This window comes from Arthrobacter sp. BK1, assembly GCF_056680055.1.
This window is the reverse complement of record NZ_CM155263.1, coordinates 253,723-275,511: the sequence shown is the minus strand read 5'-3', so window position 1 is coordinate 275,511 and position 21,789 is coordinate 253,723. Positions and strand designations below refer to the sequence as shown.

22 protein-coding genes are annotated in these 21,789 nt (G+C 63.2%); 14 read left to right on the top strand and 8 right to left on the bottom strand.

Annotation, left to right across the window (positions count from 1 at the left end; genetic code table 11):
• The first annotated feature begins 864 nt into the window (after positions 1-864).
• The 5 genes from catA to AC1MCA_RS01250 all read left to right on the top strand — a co-directional run bounded on the left by catA (position 865) and on the right by AC1MCA_RS01250 (position 6,386).
• Positions 865-1,713: a catechol 1,2-dioxygenase gene (gene catA, locus AC1MCA_RS01270; protein WP_479800638.1), complete on the top strand. Its 849-nt coding sequence runs from the start codon at positions 865-867 to the stop codon at positions 1,711-1,713.
• A 149-nt stretch (positions 1,714-1,862) separates the two neighbouring features.
• Complete coding sequence (locus AC1MCA_RS01265) at positions 1,863-2,069, top strand: flavin reductase (RefSeq protein WP_479800636.1); 207 nt, start codon at positions 1,863-1,865, stop codon at positions 2,067-2,069.
• 874 nt (positions 2,070-2,943) lie between these two features.
• Positions 2,944-3,831, top strand: a complete 888-nt coding sequence (locus tag AC1MCA_RS01260) for an AraC family transcriptional regulator (RefSeq protein WP_479803504.1) — start codon at positions 2,944-2,946, stop codon at positions 3,829-3,831.
• Between the two features lie 126 nt (positions 3,832-3,957).
• A complete protein-coding gene (locus AC1MCA_RS01255; RefSeq protein WP_479800634.1) occupies positions 3,958-5,838 on the top strand; it encodes an oxidoreductase in 1,881 nt (626 codons plus the stop codon).
• An 11-nt stretch (positions 5,839-5,849) separates the two neighbouring features.
• A complete protein-coding gene (locus AC1MCA_RS01250; RefSeq protein ID WP_479800632.1) occupies positions 5,850-6,386 on the top strand; it encodes a VOC family protein in 537 nt (178 codons plus the stop codon).
• 60 nt (positions 6,387-6,446) lie between these two features.
• Here the strand turns inward: AC1MCA_RS01250 and AC1MCA_RS01245 are convergent, their stop codons facing one another.
• Positions 6,447-7,103, bottom strand: a complete 657-nt coding sequence (locus AC1MCA_RS01245) for an alpha/beta hydrolase fold domain-containing protein (RefSeq protein WP_479800630.1) — start codon at positions 7,101-7,103, stop codon at positions 6,447-6,449.
• Between the two features lie 611 nt (positions 7,104-7,714).
• On the opposite strand from AC1MCA_RS01245, the gene AC1MCA_RS01240 reads away from it, so the two are divergent.
• The 7 genes from AC1MCA_RS01240 (at position 7,715) to AC1MCA_RS01210 (ending at position 13,348) form a co-directional block, all read left to right on the top strand.
• A complete protein-coding gene (locus AC1MCA_RS01240; protein ID WP_479800629.1) occupies positions 7,715-8,140 on the top strand; it encodes a MarR family winged helix-turn-helix transcriptional regulator in 426 nt (141 codons plus the stop codon).
• On the top strand, positions 8,137-9,117 hold the full coding sequence (locus tag AC1MCA_RS01235; RefSeq protein WP_479800627.1) for a zinc-binding alcohol dehydrogenase family protein: 981 nt from the start codon (positions 8,137-8,139) through the stop codon (positions 9,115-9,117). Before AC1MCA_RS01240 ends, AC1MCA_RS01235 begins: the two co-directional genes overlap by 4 nt.
• Before the next feature lie 64 nt (positions 9,118-9,181).
• A complete protein-coding gene (locus AC1MCA_RS01230; protein WP_479800625.1) occupies positions 9,182-9,994 on the top strand; it encodes an ABC transporter ATP-binding protein in 813 nt (270 codons plus the stop codon).
• Positions 9,995-10,077: 83 nt separating this feature from the next.
• On the top strand, positions 10,078-10,683 hold the full coding sequence (locus AC1MCA_RS01225; RefSeq protein ID WP_479800623.1) for an ABC transporter permease: 606 nt from the start codon (positions 10,078-10,080) through the stop codon (positions 10,681-10,683).
• Positions 10,680-11,390: an ABC transporter permease gene (locus tag AC1MCA_RS01220; protein WP_479800621.1), complete on the top strand. Its 711-nt coding sequence runs from the start codon at positions 10,680-10,682 to the stop codon at positions 11,388-11,390. The genes AC1MCA_RS01225 and AC1MCA_RS01220 overlap by 4 nt, the downstream gene beginning before the upstream one ends.
• Positions 11,391-11,416: 26 nt before the next feature.
• Positions 11,417-12,325: an ABC transporter substrate-binding protein gene (locus AC1MCA_RS01215; protein ID WP_479800619.1), complete on the top strand. Its 909-nt coding sequence runs from the start codon at positions 11,417-11,419 to the stop codon at positions 12,323-12,325.
• A 66-nt stretch (positions 12,326-12,391) separates the two neighbouring features.
• Entirely contained in the window at positions 12,392-13,348 is a 957-nt protein-coding gene (locus AC1MCA_RS01210; RefSeq protein WP_479800617.1) for an aldo/keto reductase, read from the top strand.
• 83 nt (positions 13,349-13,431) lie between these two features.
• Here AC1MCA_RS01210 and AC1MCA_RS01205 read toward each other — a convergent pair whose 3' ends face one another.
• The 6 genes from AC1MCA_RS01205 to AC1MCA_RS01180 form a co-directional block, all read right to left on the bottom strand.
• On the bottom strand, positions 13,432-14,187 hold the full coding sequence (locus AC1MCA_RS01205; RefSeq protein ID WP_479800616.1) for an SDR family NAD(P)-dependent oxidoreductase: 756 nt from the start codon (positions 14,185-14,187) through the stop codon (positions 13,432-13,434).
• 26 nt (positions 14,188-14,213) lie between these two features.
• Positions 14,214-15,230, bottom strand: coding sequence for a cyclase family protein (locus AC1MCA_RS01200; protein ID WP_479800614.1), 1,017 nt, complete (start codon positions 15,228-15,230; stop codon positions 14,214-14,216).
• Positions 15,231-15,238: 8 nt separating this feature from the next.
• The gene (locus AC1MCA_RS01195) at positions 15,239-15,697 is read right to left on the bottom strand and encodes a VOC family protein (protein WP_043480746.1); all 459 of its coding nucleotides are present in this window, start codon (positions 15,695-15,697) and stop codon (positions 15,239-15,241) included.
• A 53-nt stretch (positions 15,698-15,750) separates the two neighbouring features.
• Positions 15,751-16,830 carry a mandelate racemase/muconate lactonizing enzyme family protein gene (locus tag AC1MCA_RS01190; RefSeq protein ID WP_479800613.1) on the bottom strand — a complete coding sequence of 360 codons (1,080 nt, stop codon included), beginning with the start codon at positions 16,828-16,830 and terminating at the stop codon, positions 15,751-15,753.
• Between the two features lie 89 nt (positions 16,831-16,919).
• A complete protein-coding gene (locus tag AC1MCA_RS01185) occupies positions 16,920-18,275 on the bottom strand; it encodes an MFS transporter (RefSeq protein WP_479800611.1) in 1,356 nt (451 codons plus the stop codon).
• Positions 18,276-18,362: 87 nt separating this feature from the next.
• On the bottom strand, positions 18,363-19,283 hold the full coding sequence (locus AC1MCA_RS01180) for a LysR family transcriptional regulator (protein WP_479800609.1): 921 nt from the start codon (positions 19,281-19,283) through the stop codon (positions 18,363-18,365).
• A gap of 166 nt (positions 19,284-19,449) precedes the next feature.
• On the opposite strand from AC1MCA_RS01180, the gene AC1MCA_RS01175 reads away from it, so the two are divergent.
• Together AC1MCA_RS01175 and AC1MCA_RS01170 are read left to right on the top strand one after the other, a co-directional pair.
• Positions 19,450-20,160 carry an SDR family oxidoreductase gene (locus tag AC1MCA_RS01175; RefSeq protein ID WP_479800607.1) on the top strand — a complete coding sequence of 237 codons (711 nt, stop codon included), beginning with the start codon at positions 19,450-19,452 and terminating at the stop codon, positions 20,158-20,160.
• Between the two features lie 88 nt (positions 20,161-20,248).
• Positions 20,249-21,061 (top strand): alpha/beta fold hydrolase, encoded by an 813-nt coding sequence (locus tag AC1MCA_RS01170; RefSeq protein ID WP_479800605.1) that lies wholly within the window; start codon positions 20,249-20,251, stop codon positions 21,059-21,061.
• 25 nt (positions 21,062-21,086) lie between these two features.
• On the opposite strand, the gene AC1MCA_RS01165 is transcribed toward AC1MCA_RS01170, so the two are convergent.
• Positions 21,087-21,725 (bottom strand): TetR/AcrR family transcriptional regulator, encoded by a 639-nt coding sequence (locus AC1MCA_RS01165; protein ID WP_479800604.1) that lies wholly within the window; start codon positions 21,723-21,725, stop codon positions 21,087-21,089.
• Positions 21,726-21,789 lie beyond the last annotated feature (64 nt).

Sequence of the window (21,789 nt, the reverse complement as noted above, 5' to 3'; positions counted from 1 at the left end):
CCGGGTCCGAGCTCTCGCCGAGGGTTGGCTGGTTTAGGGCCGTCCGGTGCGGGGCAGCTGCGCCACACCGTCGAAGAGACGTGGACCGCAGTCATACGTTGGATTCCGGCAGAGGGCTGGCAGCCCGGGCCCCTGGGAGACTGACGCCTCTTGGCCCTGTCGCCACTGGTTGCCGCCTGACACTGGGCATAGCCGCCAACGAACGCCAACACAACCCGCTACGCGAAATGAGGCAACGTATCCGGCTACGCGGAGGTCCCTGGCCAGGGCCTGGCTTGCCCTAGGCATGATCATGATCTGCGGCCCCCCGGACACCGCCGAATTCGACATCGTTACGGGCAGCGTGAAGGCCGGCCACGCCTACGCCCGTGCGGATAGTCCCGCACAAGATTGCAATACCCCACCCTCTGGGTGTTACGTCACGTGGAAGGGCCGGCGGCAGCGCAAAATGCACCGATCCATCATTCCGGGACGGAGGTGGTCGGACCCGCACGGGGCACCAGAAGAACCTCAAGCGGGGGCTCTGGTGGCACGTTCGAGAAAGAAGCCGCGTGCTCCCAGTGTCGATGTTGCAGACTGGGCGGTGGGCACCCGGCATGGGCTGCAAGTCGCTTGAAATGTTTCTTCCTGGATCTCGCGGCGTCAAAGTGACCCCGCTGGCGAAGCGCCCGTCCGGCGTCGACTAATCCTCCTCCTAGGAAACTGATACGGAAAGCCTTTCAATGCGTTTGAAATAGGTATTTCTGTTCGCTTAATGGGACGCCTAGCCTTGAATCAGGCCGCAGTATGTGATGCGCAGCACTTGGCGTTCTTGTAAGGACAATGCGGAAACCAAGACGAGATATCTACGACAAAGGAGTCAGTATGACCAGCGAAACAGAAGCCACCGCGGCAGCTTCCGGCGCAGGGGCAACGGCCCGCTTCAGGGAGAACAAGCAGTTCGCGGCAGACACCAGCCAGGAGCGGGTGAGCACCCTGGCCAACCGCGTCATCAAGGCGATCAACGACACCGTCCTGGACGAAAAGGTCACCTACGACGAATACAACGCCTTCAAAGCCTGGCTCATCAGGGTGGGCGAGGACGGCGAATGGCCGCTGTTCCTGGACGTCTGGGTGGAGCACTCGGTGGAAGAGGTTGCCAATGCCAACCGGCACGGCTCCAGAGGGACCATCGAGGGCCCCTACTACATCCCTAACGCCCCGGTCCTGAACACCCCGGCTACTCTGCCCATGAGGGAAGACGAGCCCGGTACCCCGCTGCTCTTCCAGGGCCAGGTCCGCAACGTCGCCGGCGAGCCTCTCGCGGGCGCGCTCATCGAACTGTGGCACGCCGACGATCTTGGCTTCTACTCCCAGTTCGCACCGGGTCTGCCCGAATGGAACCTCCGCGGCTCGATCATTGCCGATGAACAGGGCAACTTCCAGGTCAACACCATGCAGCCGGCCCCTTACCAGATCCCCACTGACGGTGCCTGCGGTGCCCTCATCGCGGCAGCCGGTTGGCATGCCTGGCGCCCGGCCCACCTCCACCTGAAGGTCTCGGCCCCGGAACACCAGCTGATCACCACCCAGCTCTACTTCGAAGGCGACGAACACGTTTCCGACGACATCGCCTCGGCCGTCAAGCCCGAACTCATCCTCGCCCCCACGGAACGGGCGGAGGCACCGGGCCGGGAAGTCACCTACGACTTCATCCTCGATCCCCTGGACTGAAGCAGAATCCAACTCTCTGGGCTAAGCCGGCGAGACCGGACAGCCTGCCTGCTGTTGGGTGGTGGTCCCTCGCCGCCACCCAACTTTCAACCGCGGGTTGGCCTTGAGGCCGTCTTGCCAACATCAGTTCCTCAGCAGAGGAGGCGCCAGTGAGCCAGGAAGCAGTCGTGTCACCTGTAGACACGCGCGAAGTGCGGCCAGGCATTCGGACGTTCGCCATTGGAGTCGCAGTAGCGACATGCCGTTCCGATGACGGCGTGTCCCACGGCGCCACGGTCAACTCCTTCACGGCCGTCTCACTCGATCCGCCCATGGCCCAGGCGACTGACCCGGACTTCACGGTCCCGATACCTTAAAGGTGCACCCTATGCCATCAATGTCCTGTCCATTCAACAACGGAACGGCGCCGTGCCTTTCGCCGAAAGTATCGTGGGCCGGAAGCCAGTCACGTTGGCATGCCGTCCCTGGAGCATCTATGACGGCGGGGACCACCTCATTGTGGTCTGCGAAGTGATCTCCTTGAAGGCACCAAGCACGAACCGCTCCTGTTCTTCGGTGGAAAGTTTCGCCGGATTAACAGTCTTGGGGACGGTCCGCCCTGGGACCACTCATGTGACGCTTCCGACTCCGAAGGGTTCGCAGGCAGCGTCTCGTTCAACCCATTGGTGACGCCCAGGCCGCGCGCTGCACAGGGCAAACAGATTGCGTGTCTTGGCCGTTAGTAAGAGACAAAGGAGAGAGCATGACGATTGAAATGCACCCCCGCTTGGGGTGCCAACACAACCACGGATTTCTCGTAGGAAAAACCTCTCATTGCTTGCTCTACACCCGCTCAGCCCTAGGAAGCCGCGTGCGGGCACCGGTCGCAGACCTGGTGTCAACGGGACGTCAAAACAGATGGAGGCTGGTCCACTTGGCCTGGGCGGGCTGGCCCTGTGAGGGGGTCGTCGCCCAGTCCGTTTCCACCCCAATACCGTCAGGAGCCAAGATGAGGCTTCGCGCGGAACACTTGGTTCTGCACCAGCGGGTACTTATTGGAACGCATACTGCGTCCGTGGATCTGGCGGCAGAGGCTGCCCGGCTGGATTCAGATCGGTCGAGGGTTGGTATGGTCTTTGGCATTGGTCAGACGCGCGGTCGTAGGCAATTGGTTCGTGCACATTCCGGACGCGCGGATGATGAACGCAGAAAGAACCTGAGCGCTGGTGAGGGAGCTTGTCCGTGACGTCGATGGCTGCGGTCAGCAACGAGATGGTCGCGAGTTTCTCGACGAGCCATCTGCCATGGTGCCTGGACGTGGTTCGTGACGCCTCGCTGGAATACAAAGATGTGAAGCTCGGCGGACCATGGGCAGTAGATTGCCGTCTGGGCGGGATGTCAGGCCGCCGCGGTTCCCGTGAGATCAGTCGTACGGACGGTGATTACACCGCGGTCTTGTTAGTACGGCAAGGCCAGGAGGTCTTTTCACAGAGCGGTCGCCAGGCATCGGTTGGGCCAGGCAGCGCCGTAATTTGGGACGGAGTCATCCCGGGGGAGTGCCACAGCGACGGCACGCTTGTAAAGACGACACTCTTTATACCCCGTGACCTCTGCCTCGAGGCACTCCCGCGCCTCGACGCACTCGTCGCCCGCCCCCTGGCCCCGACCCCCAGCCTCCGCCTGCTGTTCGGCTGGTTAGAGATATCGATGACGTCCGGAGTCCTGGACACGGAGGCGGCCGCCACAGCAGGACGTGTCGCCATCGACCTGCTGACATCGGCGCTAGGTGCTTCCACGAACATAGTGCTCAACACTCAGGCGATCCGGCTGATGGAGATCAAGGCCTTCATTGAAAGCCAGATCGCAGATCCCGGCCTGACGGTGGATGACATTGCCCGTGCCAACGCGGTCTCAACCCGGTACCTGCACATCTTGTTTCAAAGCACGGGGGAGACCTGCCGCCAATTTTTGATGCGCCGTCGGCGGGAAGCGGCACGGCAACTGTTGTTGTCATCGGGGAACCTGTCGATTACAGCGATCGCGCACAGGTACGGCTTCGACAGTCCGTCATCGTTCAGCCGGGCTTACCGCACCGCGTACGGTGTTTCACCCCGGGAAGCACGGAACACCCGCCGCTGAAGGTGATCCACACGACGTTGTGCGCACCCGGAACATTTCTGTGCACACGGTGGCAGGTTTTGCGCCCTGGAATTTCACATACTTGCTACTGCGAGGAAATACCTCCCGGTGACGAAGGAGTCCCCAATGTCTAATACCCTGAGCGAGCGTGCCGTGAAGCACGCCGCACTCTTCCAGCCCGGACGGATCGGAAGTATGTCCCTGAAGAACCGCTTCGTCCAGTCCCCCATCTTCACCCAGTACGCCGAGGTCGATGGATACGCGGGCCCCCGCCTCATCGAATATTTCCGGGAACGGGCGCGCGGGGGAGCAGGCCTGCTCATCACGGAGAACACCTCGGTTGACTGGCAGGTTGGCCGCACGGTGGGACACCCGATCCGGATCGACCACGACCGTTACCGGTCCGGTCTGGCCGACCTGGTCGAGGCGGTGCACAATGAGGGCGCGAAGATCGCCGTGCAGCTGCACCACACGGGCCGCCAGAACTCGCAGGGCAACACCGAAGGCAACGTGCCCCCGATCGCGCCAACGGCCGGCATCACCAGCGCCTTCGGAACGGCACCGCGCGCCATCGGGCTCGAGGAGATCCCCGGCCTTATCAACATGTACGCCCAGGGCGCCCGGCGGGCCAAGGAGGTGGGCTTCGACGCGGTGGAGCTCCACGGCGCGCACGGGTACCTGCTAGGGCAATTCCTGTCGCCCAAGACGAACAAGCGCACCGATGGGTACGGAGGCTCGCTGGAAAATCGCGCCCGATTCGCCCTCGAGGTGGTCCGGGCGGTACGCGAACAGGTCGGTCCGGACTTCCCGGTGCTGTACCGGCTCAGTGTCGAGGAGCCGTACGAGGGCGGGCTCTCCCTGGAGGACGGGCTGGCGTTCTGTCAGATGCTGGAGGAGTACGTGGATGCTTTGGACGTGTCGGCCGGCAATTACGACACAGCGGACGTTCTCCTGCCCATGGTCCCCCCGGGGAACCTCCTGCACTATGCCAAAGAAGTGAAGAAGCGGGTCTCCGTACCCGTTATCGGCGTGGGGCGTTTGGTCTGGCTGCTGGACGAGCTCAATGACGACGTCGCCGCCGGAGAGCTGGACTTCGTCGCCATGGGACGAGCCGGCCTGGCCGATCCTACGATCGTCGAGAAGACCCGGCGTGGTGAGACGTCCAACATTCGCCGCTGCCTGGCAGTGAACGAGTGCATTTCGCGGTGGATGTTCAACGGTCAGCACACACAGTGCGTTATTAACCCTGCCCTGTCTCAGGAGAAGCGGGCCGCCGAGGCGCGACGGCTGGCCGTCCTCGCCAAGCGGGTCCTGATTGTTGGAGCCGGCCCGGCCGGATGCGAGGCCGCCATCCTGGCCGCCGAGCGCGGCCATGAAGTGACGCTGGTCGAACGCGAGCGGGAAATTGGCGGCCAGCTGCGGGCGTGGGCCGCCGCGGAGGTGTTGAACAAGGAGATCACCACGTTCCTCGAGTTCTACAGCGCCGAGCTGCAGCGCACCGGCGTTGAAGTCCGGCTCGGCGCCGAAGTAACGGAAGCCGATATGAACGGGTATGACACCGTCCTGCTCGCCACCGGCACTGACAGCTCGGGCGCGCCCAAGGGAGCAGTCGAAGCCGTGCAGATGCTGGCCGACCGCCGTGCCCCCCAAGCGCAGGAGGTGACTGTGCATGGGGACACTGAGACGGCGATGTTCGCGGCCCTGTGGCTGGCCGAGCAGGGCCGGAAGGTTACCCTCAGCTCTCCCAGCGCCGACGTCGGACTCGACACCAACGACATGCAGCGCAACCACCTGCGGCGGCTGCTCACCGCCCGGAACGTCACCGTTCTCACCGACCAGCAGGCCCCCGCCGGAGAGACAGTGGTGTGGGCACAGGATCGGGCTGCCAGTGATGCCCTTGCAGGGGCAACCGACGACGATCGCGTGCACATCATCGGCACCCGCCTTAGGGGCGGACGCATGTACGAGGCAACCCAGTCTGGTTTCTGGGCAGCAGCCCAGATTTAGGAGGAGTACCAATGACTATTCGCGCAATTGAGCACATCGGCATCACAGTGCCGGACCTTGAGCAGGCAACCCGCTTCTTCGCCGACGCCTTCGGCGCCGAAAAGATCTACGACATGCTCGACGAACCTCTGGCAGGCCCCGCCGTCGAGGCCGGCCTGGGTGTCCCAACAGGGGCACGGATCGAGGCAATACGCATGCTTCGATTCGGCGAAGGACCCAATCTGGAGCTGTTCACATACTCCGGAACAACCCAGCGCGACCCTGTAGTGCCGAGCGACTACGGCCTCCAGCACTTCTGCGTCTATGTAGACGACATCGAGGAGGCCGCCGCCCGGTTGGAAAAGGCCGGCGGGCAGCTGCTGAGCCAGCCCGGCGATCTTCCCGGAGGCGATGCAGGCGAGGGCAACCGGTATCTCTACGCCCGCACCCCGTGGGGCAGCACAGTGGAGCTCGTAACGTACCCATCTGCCCAGGCCTACGAATCGCGAACATCCCTGCGCCGGTGGCGTCCGGCCAAGGAATCCGACAATGTCCGTCAGGAAAAATGACACTGGGCGGCGGGTACGGGCGATGAACCAGCCCACGGTGCGAAGAGCACGCAAGGCGCCTCACTTGCAGCCCGATTGGACTCCGGCTACGCCCTGTATTCGGGCCAAGCTCCTGCTCAAATCGAACAGGCAGATGAGGGAGATTCCGTCAACCTTCAGAAGCAGGTGAGCCGCACGCAGGGCGTGGACATAGGCGAGGTTGTCTTCGAACAGGAAGTCCAGCCCGCCCACGCCCAGGATGATTGGAGGCAGTCCTGCCAGGGAGGGTGCCGGCGCAGGGGAGAGCCGGGGGTCGGTGAGGTCCTGATCTGCGTCCACGTAGGTGGCCACCAGGCCGCCGATTGGCTGGGCTGTCCAGTCGGTGGAGGGGTAGAGGAGCAGAACAGCCTCAACCGGGATTCCGCTGTCGCGACAGTGCAGTGCTACGGCGGCGGCGATGTTGCCCCCGTCACTGTCCCCTGCCAGTACCAGCCGGTGCCTTCCCAGCTCCGCCAGATGGGCGTGCACCCACTCGGCGGCGGCCACGGTATCGTCCACGGCCGCGGGGAAGGGGTGTTCGGGGGCGGCGCGCCGGTAGTCGACCTGCACCACCGTGGCCGGTGTCGCTACGGCCAGGCGGGCGGCGGTGCCCTGGTGTGAGTCGAGGTCTCCGAGCACCCAGCCGCCGCCGTGGACGTATAGGACCACCACGTCGGAGAGCGCTGGAGGTTTCTGCACCCGCAGAGCCACCTGCCCGCCCGGACCCGGGATCGTGCAGTCCTCGACGGAGGCCACGGGTTGGGGCCGGGGCGGATACAACCGGTCCCGCATCTCGGCCCCACGTGCTCTGGCTTCGGCTACGTCGTTGAAGGGAGGGAAGCGGCCGGTAGCGCGCAAGGCCTCCTCGACGGCGGCCGTTTGGGGGTCCGGTTGCGGTGCTTGGGGAGTCCAGGCAGTTGCGTAGGAACGCAACAGTTCGTTCGAGCACCTCCAGTACGAAGCCGTCCTGAAAGACGTGCTAGCCGCCGTTTTCGATGTTTCCACCTGGACTCCAGCGTCAACTAGGGCGTCGCGGTAGCGGCCAGATTGTTCCACCGGCTACCAGGTTGTCCTCGTGCCCGTGAGCGACGAGGACCGGGGGCAATCCGGCGTGCACTCAGCTGAGAGGGAGAACTGCTCAGCGGTCCAGGCGCTGCCAGCCAGCGAATCCGGAGCTACGCCGCTGACGGTGCGCCAGTGATCCACGCCAGTCCCGTCGACTGGTTGCTTGCTCACCGCTTTATGTTGAGAAGCAAAACCCCAAGTTGATTCTCAGGAATATAATTCCTTGAAGTACAGTTACCCTCACTATGGACTTCTTCGATGCACTCATCCGGTATGAAACCAACCTGTGGAACCATGTCGACAACCGGCTCAAAGCCGCAGGCGCGCCGTCGCTCGCTGTTCTGTCCTCCCTCCGGGTCATTCGGCGCCACGCGCCCTCCGCCCGCGTACAGGAGCTCCGCCAGGAGCTGCGCATCACCGTGGGTGCCGCGAGCAAACTGGCGGATCGTCTTGAAAAGGAAGGGCTCGCCCAACGGCAGCCGCATCCCTCTGACCGCCGCTCCTCACTCATTGCGCTTAGCCCGGCCGGCGGGCGGGCACTGGACCTTGGCGTCCTGGTGCTGCAGGACGCCCTGGACGAACACCTCGCCGGCGAGGACATCAGCGCCCTGGTGTCAGCGGTGCAGCGCCTTGATGAAAGCCTCACTGCATCCGCCGCGGTGCCGCAATGAGCGAAACGATGCGTGCGGTGGTTGTGGAGGCACCAGGGGCACCTGAAGTACTGCAGTTGCGGCAGCTGCCTCGCCCGGCAGCCAGACCGGGTCAGGTACTGATCCAGGGGAAGGCTTTCGGGCTCAACCGGTCCGAGCTGCACTTCCGCCAGGGCCTGGCGTACACCGGAGGTTTTCCACGTGTCCCGGGAATTGAGGCGGCCGGTGTCGTTGCGGAAGCTCCCGGCGGGGAGTTCGCACCTGGTCAGCAGGTGGTCACGATGATGGGCGGCATGGGCCGCGAGTTCGACGGCGGTTACGCCGAGTTCGTGCTGGTGCCGGCGTCGCAGGTCATCCCCTTCCATAGTGAGCTTCCCTGGGACGTCATCGGCGCCGTTCCAGAGATGCTGCAGACCGCCCACGGCTCCCTCGCGGTAGGGGTGCAGGCCAAGGAGGGGGAGAGCCTGCTCATCAGGGGCGGCACGTCCTCCATCGGTCTGGCCATCGCGGTGCTGGCAAAGCTCCGCGGTATGACCGTTCTCTCCACCACCCGCAGCGAGTCCCGACGTGCCCTGCTCGAGAGCGTAGGCGTAGACCATGTGCTTATCGACGACGGCGAAATCGCGCCCCGCGTGCGGGGAATACTTCCTGGCGGCGTTGACAGCGCTGTGGAGCTCGTGGGGGTTAACGTCATGCGCGATACACTGCGAACGGTCCGCCAGGGAGGTGTTGTCTGCTTCACCGGAATGCTCTCCGATCAGTGGACAATCGATCACTTTTACCCGATGGACTGGTTGCCGAACGGCGTGCGGCTCACCGCATACTCCGGGGAGGCGGCCGATCTCCCTGCCGAGGTACTGCAGGAGTTCCTTGACGCGGTTGCCGCCGGCCACGCCCGGGTCCCGGTCGGCGCCACCTACCGCATGGAGGATATCGTGCAGGCGCACCGCGACCTTGAGGCGAACACTGTCGGCGGCAAGGCAGTGGTGCTCCCATGACCGCCCCGATCCATGGGGTGCAGGTTCAGCGTCCCGCCGCACCATCTACAGGCATCACGGGCTGATGATTGAGTTCCGTGAGGTCGGGAAAAGGTATCCCGACGACACCGTGGCAGTCGCGGGCTTCAGTTTGGTAGTGCCGTCGCATCGCACTGTCGCGCTCGTGGGGTCCTCCGGATCCGGGAAGACCACCTTGCTCAGGATGGTCAACCGCATGATCGATCCCACCGAAGGTGCAGTGCTCATTGACGGACGCGATGTCCGGCAGCTGGACCCCGTGCAGCTGCGGAGATCCATCGGCTACGTGCTGCAGGCCGGCGGATTACTGCCACACCGCACCGTGCTGGACAATGTCGCTACCGTCCCCGTTCTTCAGGGAGTGCGACGCCGTGATGCCCGCCGCGACGCCTACGAACTGCTCGAACGCGTTGGCCTCAGCGCTTCACTTGCCCTGCGCTACCCGTCGCAGCTGTCCGGGGGGCAACAGCAGCGCGTCGGGGTTGCCCGCGCGCTGGCCGCCAATCCAAACATCCTCCTGATGGACGAGCCCTTCGGGGCAGTCGATCCAATCGTGCGCCGTGAGCTGCAGGATGAAATGCTGCGTTTGCAGGCGGAGCTCGGCAAGACCATCGTGCTGGTCACGCACGACATCGACGAGGCGTTCCGCCTTGCGGACGAGGTCGTGGTGCTGCGCCAAGGTGGCCGCATCGCGCAGGTCGGCACCCCGACGGAAATCCTCGCCGCACCGGCGGACGACTTCGTTCGCGAATTTGTAGGCGCTGACCGCGCCGACCGGACGCTTGTTGCCCGTAATGTGGCAGGGCGTCGGGTGGTCGTCGACGGCGAAGGCCGCCCGGTCGGGGTGCTTGCCCTGTGACCTGGCTCGCAACCGGCTGGCCGCAAGCGGTTCAGCTGGCGCTCATTCACCTTACCCTCAGTCTGCCCGCCATAATCCTCAGCGTGCTCATCGCACTCCCACTCGGGGTGCTCGCGAACCGCCGGCCCCAGTTTGGCGGTGCACTGCTCAGCATCGCCGGCCTGCTGTACGCCGTACCGGCGCTGCCGCTGCTCATTATCGTGCCGGCACTGTTGGGCATCCCGCTGCGGTCACCGCTGACGATGGTGGTGGTACTCACCATTTACGGTGTCGCGCTGCTTGTCCGCAGCGTCGCCGACGCTTTCGCTGCCGTCGACCAGACAGCCCGGCAGGCGGCCGTCGCGATCGGTCATTCACCGCGTGCCGTCTTCTGGCAGGTCGAGCTCCCGCTGGCAGTCCCGGTGATCCTGTCCGGTGTCCGCGTGGTGCTTGTGAGCACTGTCGGGCTGGTCACGATAGGCGCTCTTGTCGGAATCTCCAGCCTCGGCAGCCTGTTCACCGACGGCTTTCAGCGCGGCATCGCGGAGGAGGTGCTCACGGGAATGGTGCTCACTGTCGTCCTCGCGATGCTGCTCGACACAGCCGTTGTGATTTCGGGCCATATGCTCACCCCCTGGACGCGGGCGAGACGCCCCGGCCGAGAAAATACAGTCAGGCACATCGCCGCGCCTGCGGAGGTACGACCGTGACCCTCCTTCTCGAGGCCCTGAACTGGCTCAGCCATTCCGCACGATGGTCCGGACCGACCGGCATCTTCCAGCGCGTGTTCGAACACCTCGCGGTTACGGCCGGGGTGATACTCGTCGGGGCTGCCATCGCGCTGCCGATTGGAATCATCGTTGGCCACACACGCCGGGGCCGCACGGTAGTAGCAGCTCTTGCCGGCGCAGCCAGGGCGATCCCGACGCTGGGATTACTCACCGCTCTTGGGTTGGCTCTCGGCATCGGTTTACAGGCACCCGTGCTCGCCCTCGTGGTCCTCGCCGTCCCATCGCTGCTGGCGGGGGCATACGCCGGCGTGGAAAACGTCAGCCCCGCCACTGTGGACGCTGCACGCGCAAGCGGAATGAGTGAGCTGCAGGTCATCCTGCGGGTCGAACTGCCACTCGCGTCACCGATCATCCTCGGTGGTCTGCGCGCCGCCACCTTGCAGGTTGTGGCCACCGCGACACTCGCCGCCTACGTGGCTGACGTGGGCCTGGGCCGCTACCTGTACGCAGGGCTCAAAACCCGCGACTACCCGCAGATGCTCGCCGGCGCGGTGCTGCTGGTGATCCTGGCACTCCTGCTCGAAATCATGCTATCCGCCCTGCAGCGGGCCGGCCGCCGTGTCGCCGCCCCAACCGGGAGCAGGCCCTCCCACCAAGCTCATGCGGCACAACCGCGCCGCCTTTAACCCTGACCCCTCTTGAAAGGACAATCATGAATCCCCGAATTTTCGCCGCCGCGCTGTCCGCCGTCACCGTCGCCGCGCTAGCCGGGTGTTCGACGGGCAATCCCCTAAACGACAACAACGCAGGCAGCAACTCGAGGGAGGCCATTGTCGTCGGCTCGCAGGACTATTACTCCAACGAGATCATCGCCGAGACGTACGTCCAGGCCCTCGAGGCAGCCGGGTACTCCGTGGAGCGTCAGCTGCGGATCGGCCAGCGCGAAGCATATCTACCTGAAATCGAGGCGGGCGGGATTGACTTGTTCCCTGAGTACACGGGCCCCGCCCTGCAGCACTGGCAGCCAGAAACCACCGCACGCCTGGCCGATGCCGTCTACGCCGAACTCCATAAAGCTGTTCCCGAAAACCTGCGCGTGCTTGACCAGTCACCTGCCACCGACCAGGACGCCTACGTCGTCACCCGGGAGTTCGCCGACCGGTGGGACCTCACCACCATCGCTGACCTCGCAAAAGTCAGCCAGCCACTCACCCTCGGAGGCAACTCCGAGGGTGAAACCCGGCCAAACGGCCCCCAAGGCCTCAAGGACAAGTACGGCGTTGAAGTAAACTTCACTCCGATTGAAGACGGTGGCGGCCCGCTGACTGTCAAGGCATTGCAGGACAACGCTGTGCAACTGGCCATCATCTACACCGCCGACCCCTCCATACAGAAGAACGATCTGGTGGTGCTCGAGGACCCGGAAGGCTTGTTCCTCGCCTCCAACGTGGTCCCGCTGGCCAGCGACGACGTCGACGAGAAGGCCGCAAAAATCATCGACCGGATCAGCGGCGCCATGACGGCGGCGGAGCTCGTGGCCCTCAACGCGCGCAGTGCCGGCGAAAAACTGCCGGCAGCCACCATCGCCAAAGACTGGCTTACCGCAAAATCACTCATCTGAACCTCCCCGGACGCAGAAGCGGCCGTGGCAGAACACCATTTCCAGACCAACTTCAGGAGACTCATCATGACCCTCTCACGCATTGCCCTCGGCACCTCGAACCTGTCCGTTTTCCCGCTCAACCTCGGTGGCAACGTCTTCGGCTGGACTGCAGACCGGCAGGCATCTTTCGACATCCTCGACGCCTTCACCGCGGGAGGCGGCAACTTCGTCGACACCGCGGACGGATACTCCGCCTGGGTGCCGGGTAACACCGGCGGGGAATCCGAGCGCCTCATCGGCGAGTGGCATCAGCTCCGCGGCAACCGGGACGAGCTCGTTATTGCCACCAAGGTGAGCGAGCACCCGGAATTCAAAGGGCTCTCAGCCAGCAACATCGCCGCTGCCGCGGACGCGTCCCTTCAGCGGCTGCGCACCGACCACATTGACCTCTACTATGCACACTTCGACGACGCGTCCGTGCCGCTCGAGGAGACGGTCACTGCGCTCTCCGCACTCGTAGACGCCGGTAAGGTGCGCTACATCGGCATCTCCAACTACTCTGCGGCACGCATCGCCGAGTGGTTCCGGATCGTTGACGCAAAGGGGCTGCACCGCCCGGTGGCCCTGCAGCCGCACTACAACCTCATCGAGCGGGACTACGAGGGCGAGCTTCGCAACATCGCCATGCAGGAACGGCTCGCCGTCCTGCCGTACTACTCCCTTGCATCGGGCTTCCTGACCGGCAAGTACCGCGAGGGCGCAAGCATAGACAGCCCCCGCGCTGACGGAGCCCAGGCGTACTTGGAGAAACACGCGGCCCTGCTGCCTGTCCTCGACGAGGTCGCGGCCGCCCATGAGGTCTCAGTCGCGACAATCTCCCTCGCCTGGCTCCGGTATCAGCCGACGATTCTCGCCCCGATCGCGAGCGCCCGCACGGTAGAGCAACTGCCCGACCTGCTCGCAGCGGCGACTCTCGAATTGACCGCGGAGGAGCTCACCGCCCTCTCGGAGGCGTCGCTCGCGACACCCGCAACGGTCTGATCGCAGCACACGGATGAGCGGCCCCCGGAACCTCAAGCCCGGGGGCCGCTCATCCATGCCTTTTGATAGCACGGCCTCACATATCAGCCGAAAACCACGCCGCCGTTCACGTGCAGGATCTGTCCGGTGATGGTGCCGTTTTCCGGGGCGAGGAGGAAGGCGATGGCTGAGGCGATTTCCTCTGGTTTTGACAGACGTCCCAGGAGTGACATTCCGGCGATCCGGTCGCGGTCGGTATCACTCAAGACATCGGTCATCGGGGTTTCCGTTGCCCCGGGGGCGACCATGTTTACGCGCACGCGGTGCGGGGCAAGTTCGCGGGCGTACCCGCGGACCAGTCCGATGAGAGCGGCCTTGGAAGTGGCATATGCGCCGTTCCCCATGAGGCCGCCTCCGGTGAATGCGGCGGCGCTGCCCAGGACGACTACCGTTCCCAGGGCGCCGGCCCGGATAAGGTGTGGCCCGGCGGCGGAAATCGTGTTCTGGACTCCGATGACGTTGATGTCGAGCACCCGCCGGAATTCAGCCACATCGATGTCGAGCAACGGCAGGCGGCTGACAATGCCGGCGGCGGCAACCACACCGGTAAGGCTTCCTCCGTCAGCGAACTGGTCAGCGGCGCTGCGCATGGCATCGGCGTCGGTGACATCGGCGGCGATCCCGAGGTGCCCGTGTCCTTCAAGCGTCGCCACAGCATCTGCTGCTGCAGAGGGGTTGATATCGACTATGGCCACGCGGGCGCCCCTGGCCGCGGCCTGGCGTGCGCACGTCAGGCCGATGCCTGATGCGCCACCGGTGATGAGGACAGCTTCGGCTGTCACCGATTGGTGTTGATTCACGACAAAATGCTCCTGATCTTTCGCGGTTAAAGGATCGCCATAGCGTTGGCGGGGCTGCCGACTCCACCCAGCAGATTTAGCGGCTGTGCGGTGAGGAACACGTCGTACCGCTTGCGCAGGGTGCAGGCGGCTGCGAGTTCGTCGAGCGCCCAAAGTTCACCGAGGGTGAGTCCCAGCAGGGGGATGAGGATGCGGTGAAGCATCCCGGTGTGACTGGACATTGGCATGGAACCATTCAGTTCCGCATCGACGGTGACTTCAGAATCAGTTGGCGGCCACGCTTCGAGGGCGATGTTGTCAGAGGCTGCCATGGCGACCTGGTGGTCCCAAAGCCACGCCGCAGTCTCTTCCGACTGGCGAAGTCCCGGCGAACGAAGCACGCCGTCCCCATGGTCAGTCACCTGACGGAAATGCTGCAGCCAGCCGGTGCGGATCATGATGATATCGCCCGGACTAAGTGAACTGCCTTGCCACTCGAGAGTTGCATCCAGATCCGCGACCGGAATCGGCTCGTTTCGCGTCTGATCGATCGGACGGCCCACCGCTTCCCGGTAGGCACCCACATCAATGAGCAGCCCTCGTCCGGCAATTCCGCGTTGTGCCACTGCCTGGATGCCGAGGTCGGGCTGGCCCGCAACCAGTCCCGTCGGGTCGGTGCCGTTGTAAAAGCCGCGGTCCGGATGCCCGAAGTGACGAAGTCCGTCGATCTGCGTGGATGCCTGCAGGAAGAAGCTGTCGATCCGGTCATCGCGGTGGAACTCATTCAAGCCGAACACGGTGTGTTCGACCGAGCCGCGGTGGGAAATGATCGGCGGGTCGAACTCTGTCAACGGCAGGTTCAGAGGGACGACGGCGCCCGTCAGGATGCTTTCCCGTGCGGCGAGCACGCGCTCGGGTGTGAGGTGGTTGAGTGTGCCGAGCTGATCTGTCGGACCCCAGAGGCCCCACGCCGTTCCCTTCAGCCTTCCGGGGCGATCCAGCAGTTCGGCATATCGGGGGATTTCACCGCCTGACGACTGATGGGGGGCTTGGGGAGTCGTCATCGGCAGGTTCAGGATTCGCCCTCGGTCATGACCTGGTGGATTTCGATCATGTTGCCCGCTGGATCGGTGAAGAAGATCTGGTGCCAGCCCTCGACCGACCAGATGCCCCAGTCGTCGAACGGGATGTTGTGCTCGGTCAGGCGCGCCTTGATCGCCTCAATGTCATCGGTCCGGAATGCGAAGTGGCCCCCGATCAGCGGGTTGACCGAGTGCCCTTCCTGCGCGGCGAGGTATGGCTGGCGCTGGGTGGCGTGGATCTGCAGCTCGTTCGGGTCGCCGGCGTCGTAGAACTTGGCGGCACTGTCCCACTCGGCGTCACCGTCGATGTCCTTGTCCGCGTTCTTGGAAGTGGCGATCATCGCCGGGGACGGGAGCTGGTTCAGTCCCAATGCCTTTCCGTAGAAGTCGGTCAGCAGTGACATGTCATCGGAGGTGACGTTGACGTGGTGGAGACGGAGGTAAACCATGATGTGTCCTTTGATGTGTTCGGTTTGGGTTGGAGCGAGGAGGTTTGGTGGTGTCAGAGATCGACGCGGTAGCGGGTGACCTTCTCCGGATCGAGCCGGATGCCGAGGCCGGGTCCGTCAGGGACCCGCATACGTCCATTCTCGATCAGGAGAGGCTCCTGGAGTAGATCGTCGGCCATATCCAGGTAGTTGGACAGTTCCGCGGCGGAGCGCGCGGTGATCTCCTGAGATGCACCGAAAATGAGGGAGCAGACTGTACCGATGTGCGCGTCGATCTGGTTGCCGATGACAGCTTCGATGCCCAGCCCCTCGGCAAGGTGGGATACGCGTAACGAGTCCGAGAAGCCGGTCCGGGCTGTTTTAATGCTCACCGCAGTCGCTGCTCCCGCGAGGATCTCGCGGGTGACGTCTGCAGGTGTCGGGGCGCTCTCGTCGGCGACAAAGGGGATGGGGCACTGGGAGACCAGCCAGCGTCGGCCCAGGACATCATCAGCGGGGCAGAGTTCCTCGACACGGCTGAGGCCAACGTCTTCAAGCTGACGGATCGCCAGAGCGGATTCCGCCGCTGTCCACCCGCGGTTCCCGTCGATGTAAAGCTCGGCGTCCGGCCCCAACGCACCGCGGACCGCTTTGCAGACGGCCACGTCCAGGTGGACGGGCCGGCGTCCCACCTTGATCTTGAAGCTCGAAATGCCGAGCGTCTCGCGCAGTTGGATGGCTTCGGCGGCCACTACGTCGGGATCGTCGAATCCCAGCATGTGGCTGACCTGGAGCTGGTCGGTGAACCCTCCCAGAAGGCTGTGCACCGGGGTGCCGATCGTCTTTCCCCAAGCGTCCCACATGGCCATGTTGATTGCGGCTTTGGCGGTTGGGTTGCCGACCGTTCGTGCCAGCCGTGACCTGACCTGTTCGCGGTCAAGAATTGAGAGCCCGATGATGGCGGGAGCGAATATCTGCTCAATCACCGCGACGATGGAAGCTTGGGTCTCGCCGTAGGTGTAGGGGCGAGGCGGTGCTTCGGCTATTCCGACTACGCCGTCGCTGGTGACGATCTCCACAAGCACGTTGTCGGCTATGGCGATTGATCCGCTCGCAAACTTAAGCGGCTTGCTGTAGGGGATCGCATAGGGCACAGTTCGTACCTCAAGGATGCGTGCGGCAGTTGACGGCTCATAACCCGGAGGCGCTGTCTGGGTGGTGGATTGGACTAGCAAAGTCTCGGTCATCCTTCGGTGCGGGGAATGGTGGGTGTTTCGATGTTCGAGGTTCCGCGGAGTCCCCCAGTTTTACGGTCCGCCCAGCCGATCAGGATGTAAACGAATACGGCAGCGAGGGCGAAGAAGCCTGACATCACCAGGAGACCGGTGGAGGTCGAACCCGTAAGGTCGGTAAGCCATCCTTGGATGTACGGACCGACGAGACCGCTGAGGTTACCCACCGAGTTGACCAGGGCGATGGACACAGCGGCCAGTGCGCCGGCGTAGACCTGCACGACGGTTGCGTGGAAGGTTGACAGGACTGCGAAGAAGCCTGCAGCGGCGATGCTCACGCCGAGGAGTGACAGGAACGGGTTCCCGGAGAGTACTCCGAAAAGGAGACCCAGGGCGGCGGCAATCATGGGGACTGTAAGGTGCCAGCGACGCTCGCCCGTCCTGGAGATACTGCGGACTATGGCGAACATGACGATCGCGGAGATGGCCCACGGAATCGCGGAGATGAAGCCGGATGCCACCACGTCCAGCTTGAACTGCTCTTTGACAATGGAGGGAAGGAAGTAGGTGATCGACCAAAAGCCGATAAGGATGAAGAAGTACGTGACAGCGAATGCCCACAGCGACGGCCTCCGCAGGGCTGCCGGGAGTTGCTTCAGTTCGTGAGCCCCAGCATCGGCGCGCTGAGTCACGTTTTTTGCCAGGTATGCCTTTTCATCTTCATCGAGCCAGGAAGCCTTGTCCGGCGAAGAGGGCAGGACGAAGAAGAAGACCACAGCCAGGATGACTGCCGGCAAGCCCTCGAGGACGAAAACCCACCTCCATCCTGCGATACCACCGACGCCATCCATGAGAAGGATCGATGATGTCACTACAGAGCCCGTCGCCAAGGCAACAGGAACGGCCAGGTTGAACCATGACATTGCCTTGGGAAGCAACCGGGCGGGCAGCCAGAGAGCGAGGAAAAGGATAGCCCCGGGTGTGAAGCCGGCCTCCGCCAAGCCAAGAAGGAAGCGCATGGCGTAGAGGGCGATATCGTTCTGCATCCAGGCCATGGCTACGGTCACAATGCCCCACGTGACCATGATCCGCGCCAGCCAAATGCGTGCGCCCACCTTGGCGAGGAACATGTTGGACGGAATCTCGAACAGCAGATAACCGATGTAGAAAAAACCGGCTGCGAGACCGAAGGTCGCCGCCGTCAGACCCAGGTCACGGGACAACGGGCCGGCGATCACACCGAGATTGGCCCGGTCAATATAGGAGATGAACATTCCGAGCATCAGGATCGGAAGAACCTTGAGCCCGACTTTACGGTAGACGCGGGCTTCGATGCCCGGATCCACCGCCACAGGGGTTGTTGTCATTGCAGTTAGCTCTCTTCGTTGAGGGACTGGCTGAGTGCCTTCCCAAAAGAGTAGCTAGACATTGTTCCGAATAGAAATACCAATTACCTATAGTTTGAGATCGAAACCAGAAAGATCCGGGGTTGGCAGGGCCGACCTTGAAACCTCCAGGACTGCTGAAAGTGCGGGCGATGGGTCATCCTTGCGCCAGGTCAGTGTGGCGAACATGTGACTGGGGTGGATGTCCACGAGTTCCCTGTAAACGATCCCGACCGACTGGGCCGGCGTTACAGAACTCAAGGTGATGGTGATTCCAGCCCCGGCCGCAACAAGAGCCAGCGCTGTTGCGGAGTCAGGCGATATCTGAACCACCCTTGGCCGGAATCCTGCGGTGATGCAGAGGGCAAACATGGTGGCCTGAAGGATGGAGCCGGTATCAGAGGGCAGGCTGACGAAATCCTCGTCATGGAGTTCCGCCAATGACAGATTTGGCTGATTGGCTCTTGGGTGCCCTTCGGGCAGGGCACACAGGATCTGCTCGACCTCGACGACGCGCGATTCCAGTTCCGGCTGCGGCGTGGGAAGGCGTGCGAAAGCCAAATCCAACGAACCCTCGAGGAGCTTGTCCAACGCCGTGTATACGTACGTTTGAGATTCCAGTTGCAACTCGATTCCTGGGTATGACTCCCTAACCGCCCGAGTCAGAATCGGGAGCGCGCGCTGGCTTGAGGCGCCCGCGAAAGCGATCCGCACGCGGCCCTGGTCCCCGGCCGCGATGGATTGGGCGAGATTCTGGACAGAGGCGACCTGACTGAGAACCTTCCGCGCCGGAACCAGCAGCCTTGAGCCCGCGTCCGTCAGCGCAACGCTGCGCGTGCTGCGTTCAAAAAGCCGCAGGCCAAGACTTTGTTCAAGTTGCCGGATCCGCGCACTGAGAGGCGGCTGGGACATGTGCAGCTTCGCTGCCGCCCTGCCGAAATGGAGCTCTTCAGCAACCACGACAAAGGCTTCAAGATCCTTGACTTCCACGGTCTTTCCTCCGGCATCAATTATTCTGCTTTGCCGATCAGTCTAGCCGTAATTGGTATGGGATTTAGGCCTTATGTTGATCTTTCCTGACGGATACTTAGGAACAATGCTTTGCGCTGACCACAGCGTTCCGCGCATGCCGACGTGTGCGGAGGAAGGAAATCTCATGGTCGAACGCCTCTTAGTTACCGGCGGCGCGTCAGGAATCGGACGCGCAATTGCTCAACACGGACTCAAGCAGGGATGGGACGTCGTGGTCATCGACCGGCAGCATGCCGATCTTGGTCGCTCGATCCTTGCCGATCTCTCCGATGTCAACAGCACCGCGGAAGCCCTGGAAACCGCACTTGCGGAAGGGCCCATTACCAGGCTGGTCAACAATGTGGGTGCCGTTTTCCCGGCACCGCTCCGGGATCAGACCCTCACCCAACTCGATCAATCCCACGCCCTGAACCTCCGGTGCGCCGTGCAGTGCACTCAAAGCGTCCTGGAGGGCATGACGGAAGCAGGATTCGGCCGGATTCTTAACATGTCTTCCCGTGCCGCCCTCGGCAAGGAACTGCGCACCGCCTACGCTGCCGCCAAGGCCGGCCTCATAGGTTTGACCAGGACATGGGCTCTCGAACTGGGCGCTGCCGGCATTACGGTCAATGCGATCGGACCCGGACCCATCGCCACGGAATTGTTCATGAAGGCAAACCCGGAAGACTCACCCCACACAAAGGCCATCATTTCGTCCGTTCCCGTTGGCAGGCTCGGCCAGCCCGAGGACATCGCCAACGCTGCCGGATTCTTCCTCGACGAGCGGTCCGGTTTCATCACCGGCCAGACACTGTATGTTTGCGGCGGGCTCACCGTCGGATCGAACCCGATGTAACGACACGCAGGATGCACTCGGGTACTCACCCGGGCGACCCTTGCTCCTTCGCAGAAGAATACAAATTTGATTGCCCAAGGAGGCGCAATTGACTGATCATGAAAAGTCGTTTCGAACCACGGACGGTGTTCGGCTGGTCTACGACGATCACGGCACCGGACCTGCCGTTTTACTCGTCCATGGTTTTACGTGCCGGGCCGCGCACTGGGCCTTCCAGCGTGAGGCGCTGGTGGCCGCGGGATATCGGACGCTCGCCCTTGACCTGCGGTTCCATGGCCGTTCAGACTCGCCGACCAGCGGTCAGCGCGTCTCGCGCCTAGGGAAAGACGTGGGCGAACTGATTGAACATCTGGAACTGGACGCGGTGGCGCTTGTCGGACATTCCCTGGGGGTCTCGGTCTGCCTCGCATACTTTGACTTATTCGGCACGGACCGCGTACGGGCGTTTGCGGCCATTGACCAGTCCCCGAAGATCATCAATGACGAGTCGTGGGCCTGGGGTGTCAGGTCTGTCGAGTGGGCAAACGTCTGGGATTGCGTTAACGGCCGATATCAGTGGGGCAATCCGTCACTCGAACCACCGATGCCCGCTCACGTCGGGCAACTGCTGGCTGAGGTGGGTGGCCTTACTGACTTTCCCCCAGGGGCGGTGCTTCGGTTGATGGTGGACCACTTTACTGCGGACTGGCGGGACGTCGTTTCGAGGGTCAACGTTCCATCCTGGGTGGCGACAGGCCACTTCTCTCCGTCATTTCCGCTGGAAGGCATGAAATGGCTCTCGGAGACTCTGCCGGACTCTCATTTGTCCGTGTTTGAAAACAGTGGGCATTGCCCTCACTGGAACGAACCTGAGGCCTTCAACCTGCAAATGATTGCTTTCCTTCAGGCGTCCCTGCGGTAGGGGAGAGCGACAGCCACCGGCGCGTCTAGAACTCTTCCGTCGTAACGGCGCCGAGGAATGTCCGCAGTTCGCCGGCCATATCCACGGAGTCGTTGTCCAGCAACCACTGGACCTGCAATCCGTCCATCAGCGCAACGAGCAGCCGTCCCGCTGCGCCCGGCGTCACGCCAGGCCTTAGGCTGCCACGACGATCCAGATCGGAAAATGCCTGGCCGCCGACCTCCCGAACCCATCTGTAGCGCCGCTGAAAGTACTCATGGGCGGGGTGAGTTGGGTCTGTCGACTCGGCCGATAGAACACAGTGGAGGGCTACGAGCCCGGGAACTGTGGTGTTGTACTGAACGAGCCGGACGATTCCACGCAGGGTCTCCAGGCCGTTGTCCGTCACAATGCCGGCCCCGGCCCAGGAGTCCTCATCACGAAGGGTAAGGACCGCCTCGAGCAGGGCTTCCTTGCTGGGGAAATGGTGTAGCAGGCCGGTCTTGGTTAATCCGATTTTGTCGGCGATGTCCTGGATGGATCCCGCACGGTACCCGGACGTGGAAAAAACTTCGAAGGCCGCCGTCAGAATCTCCTGGCGGCGCTCCTTTGTTTTGGCGTAGCTGCCGCGTTGCCGCCCACGGCGCCCCTCGTTTGCGACAGCACTTGTCGCTATTTCAGTCATCTGGAAACTCTAACAACCTTGGGCGCAGGCCGGACTAAGCCTCCGCCTTGCCTTGTGTGACACG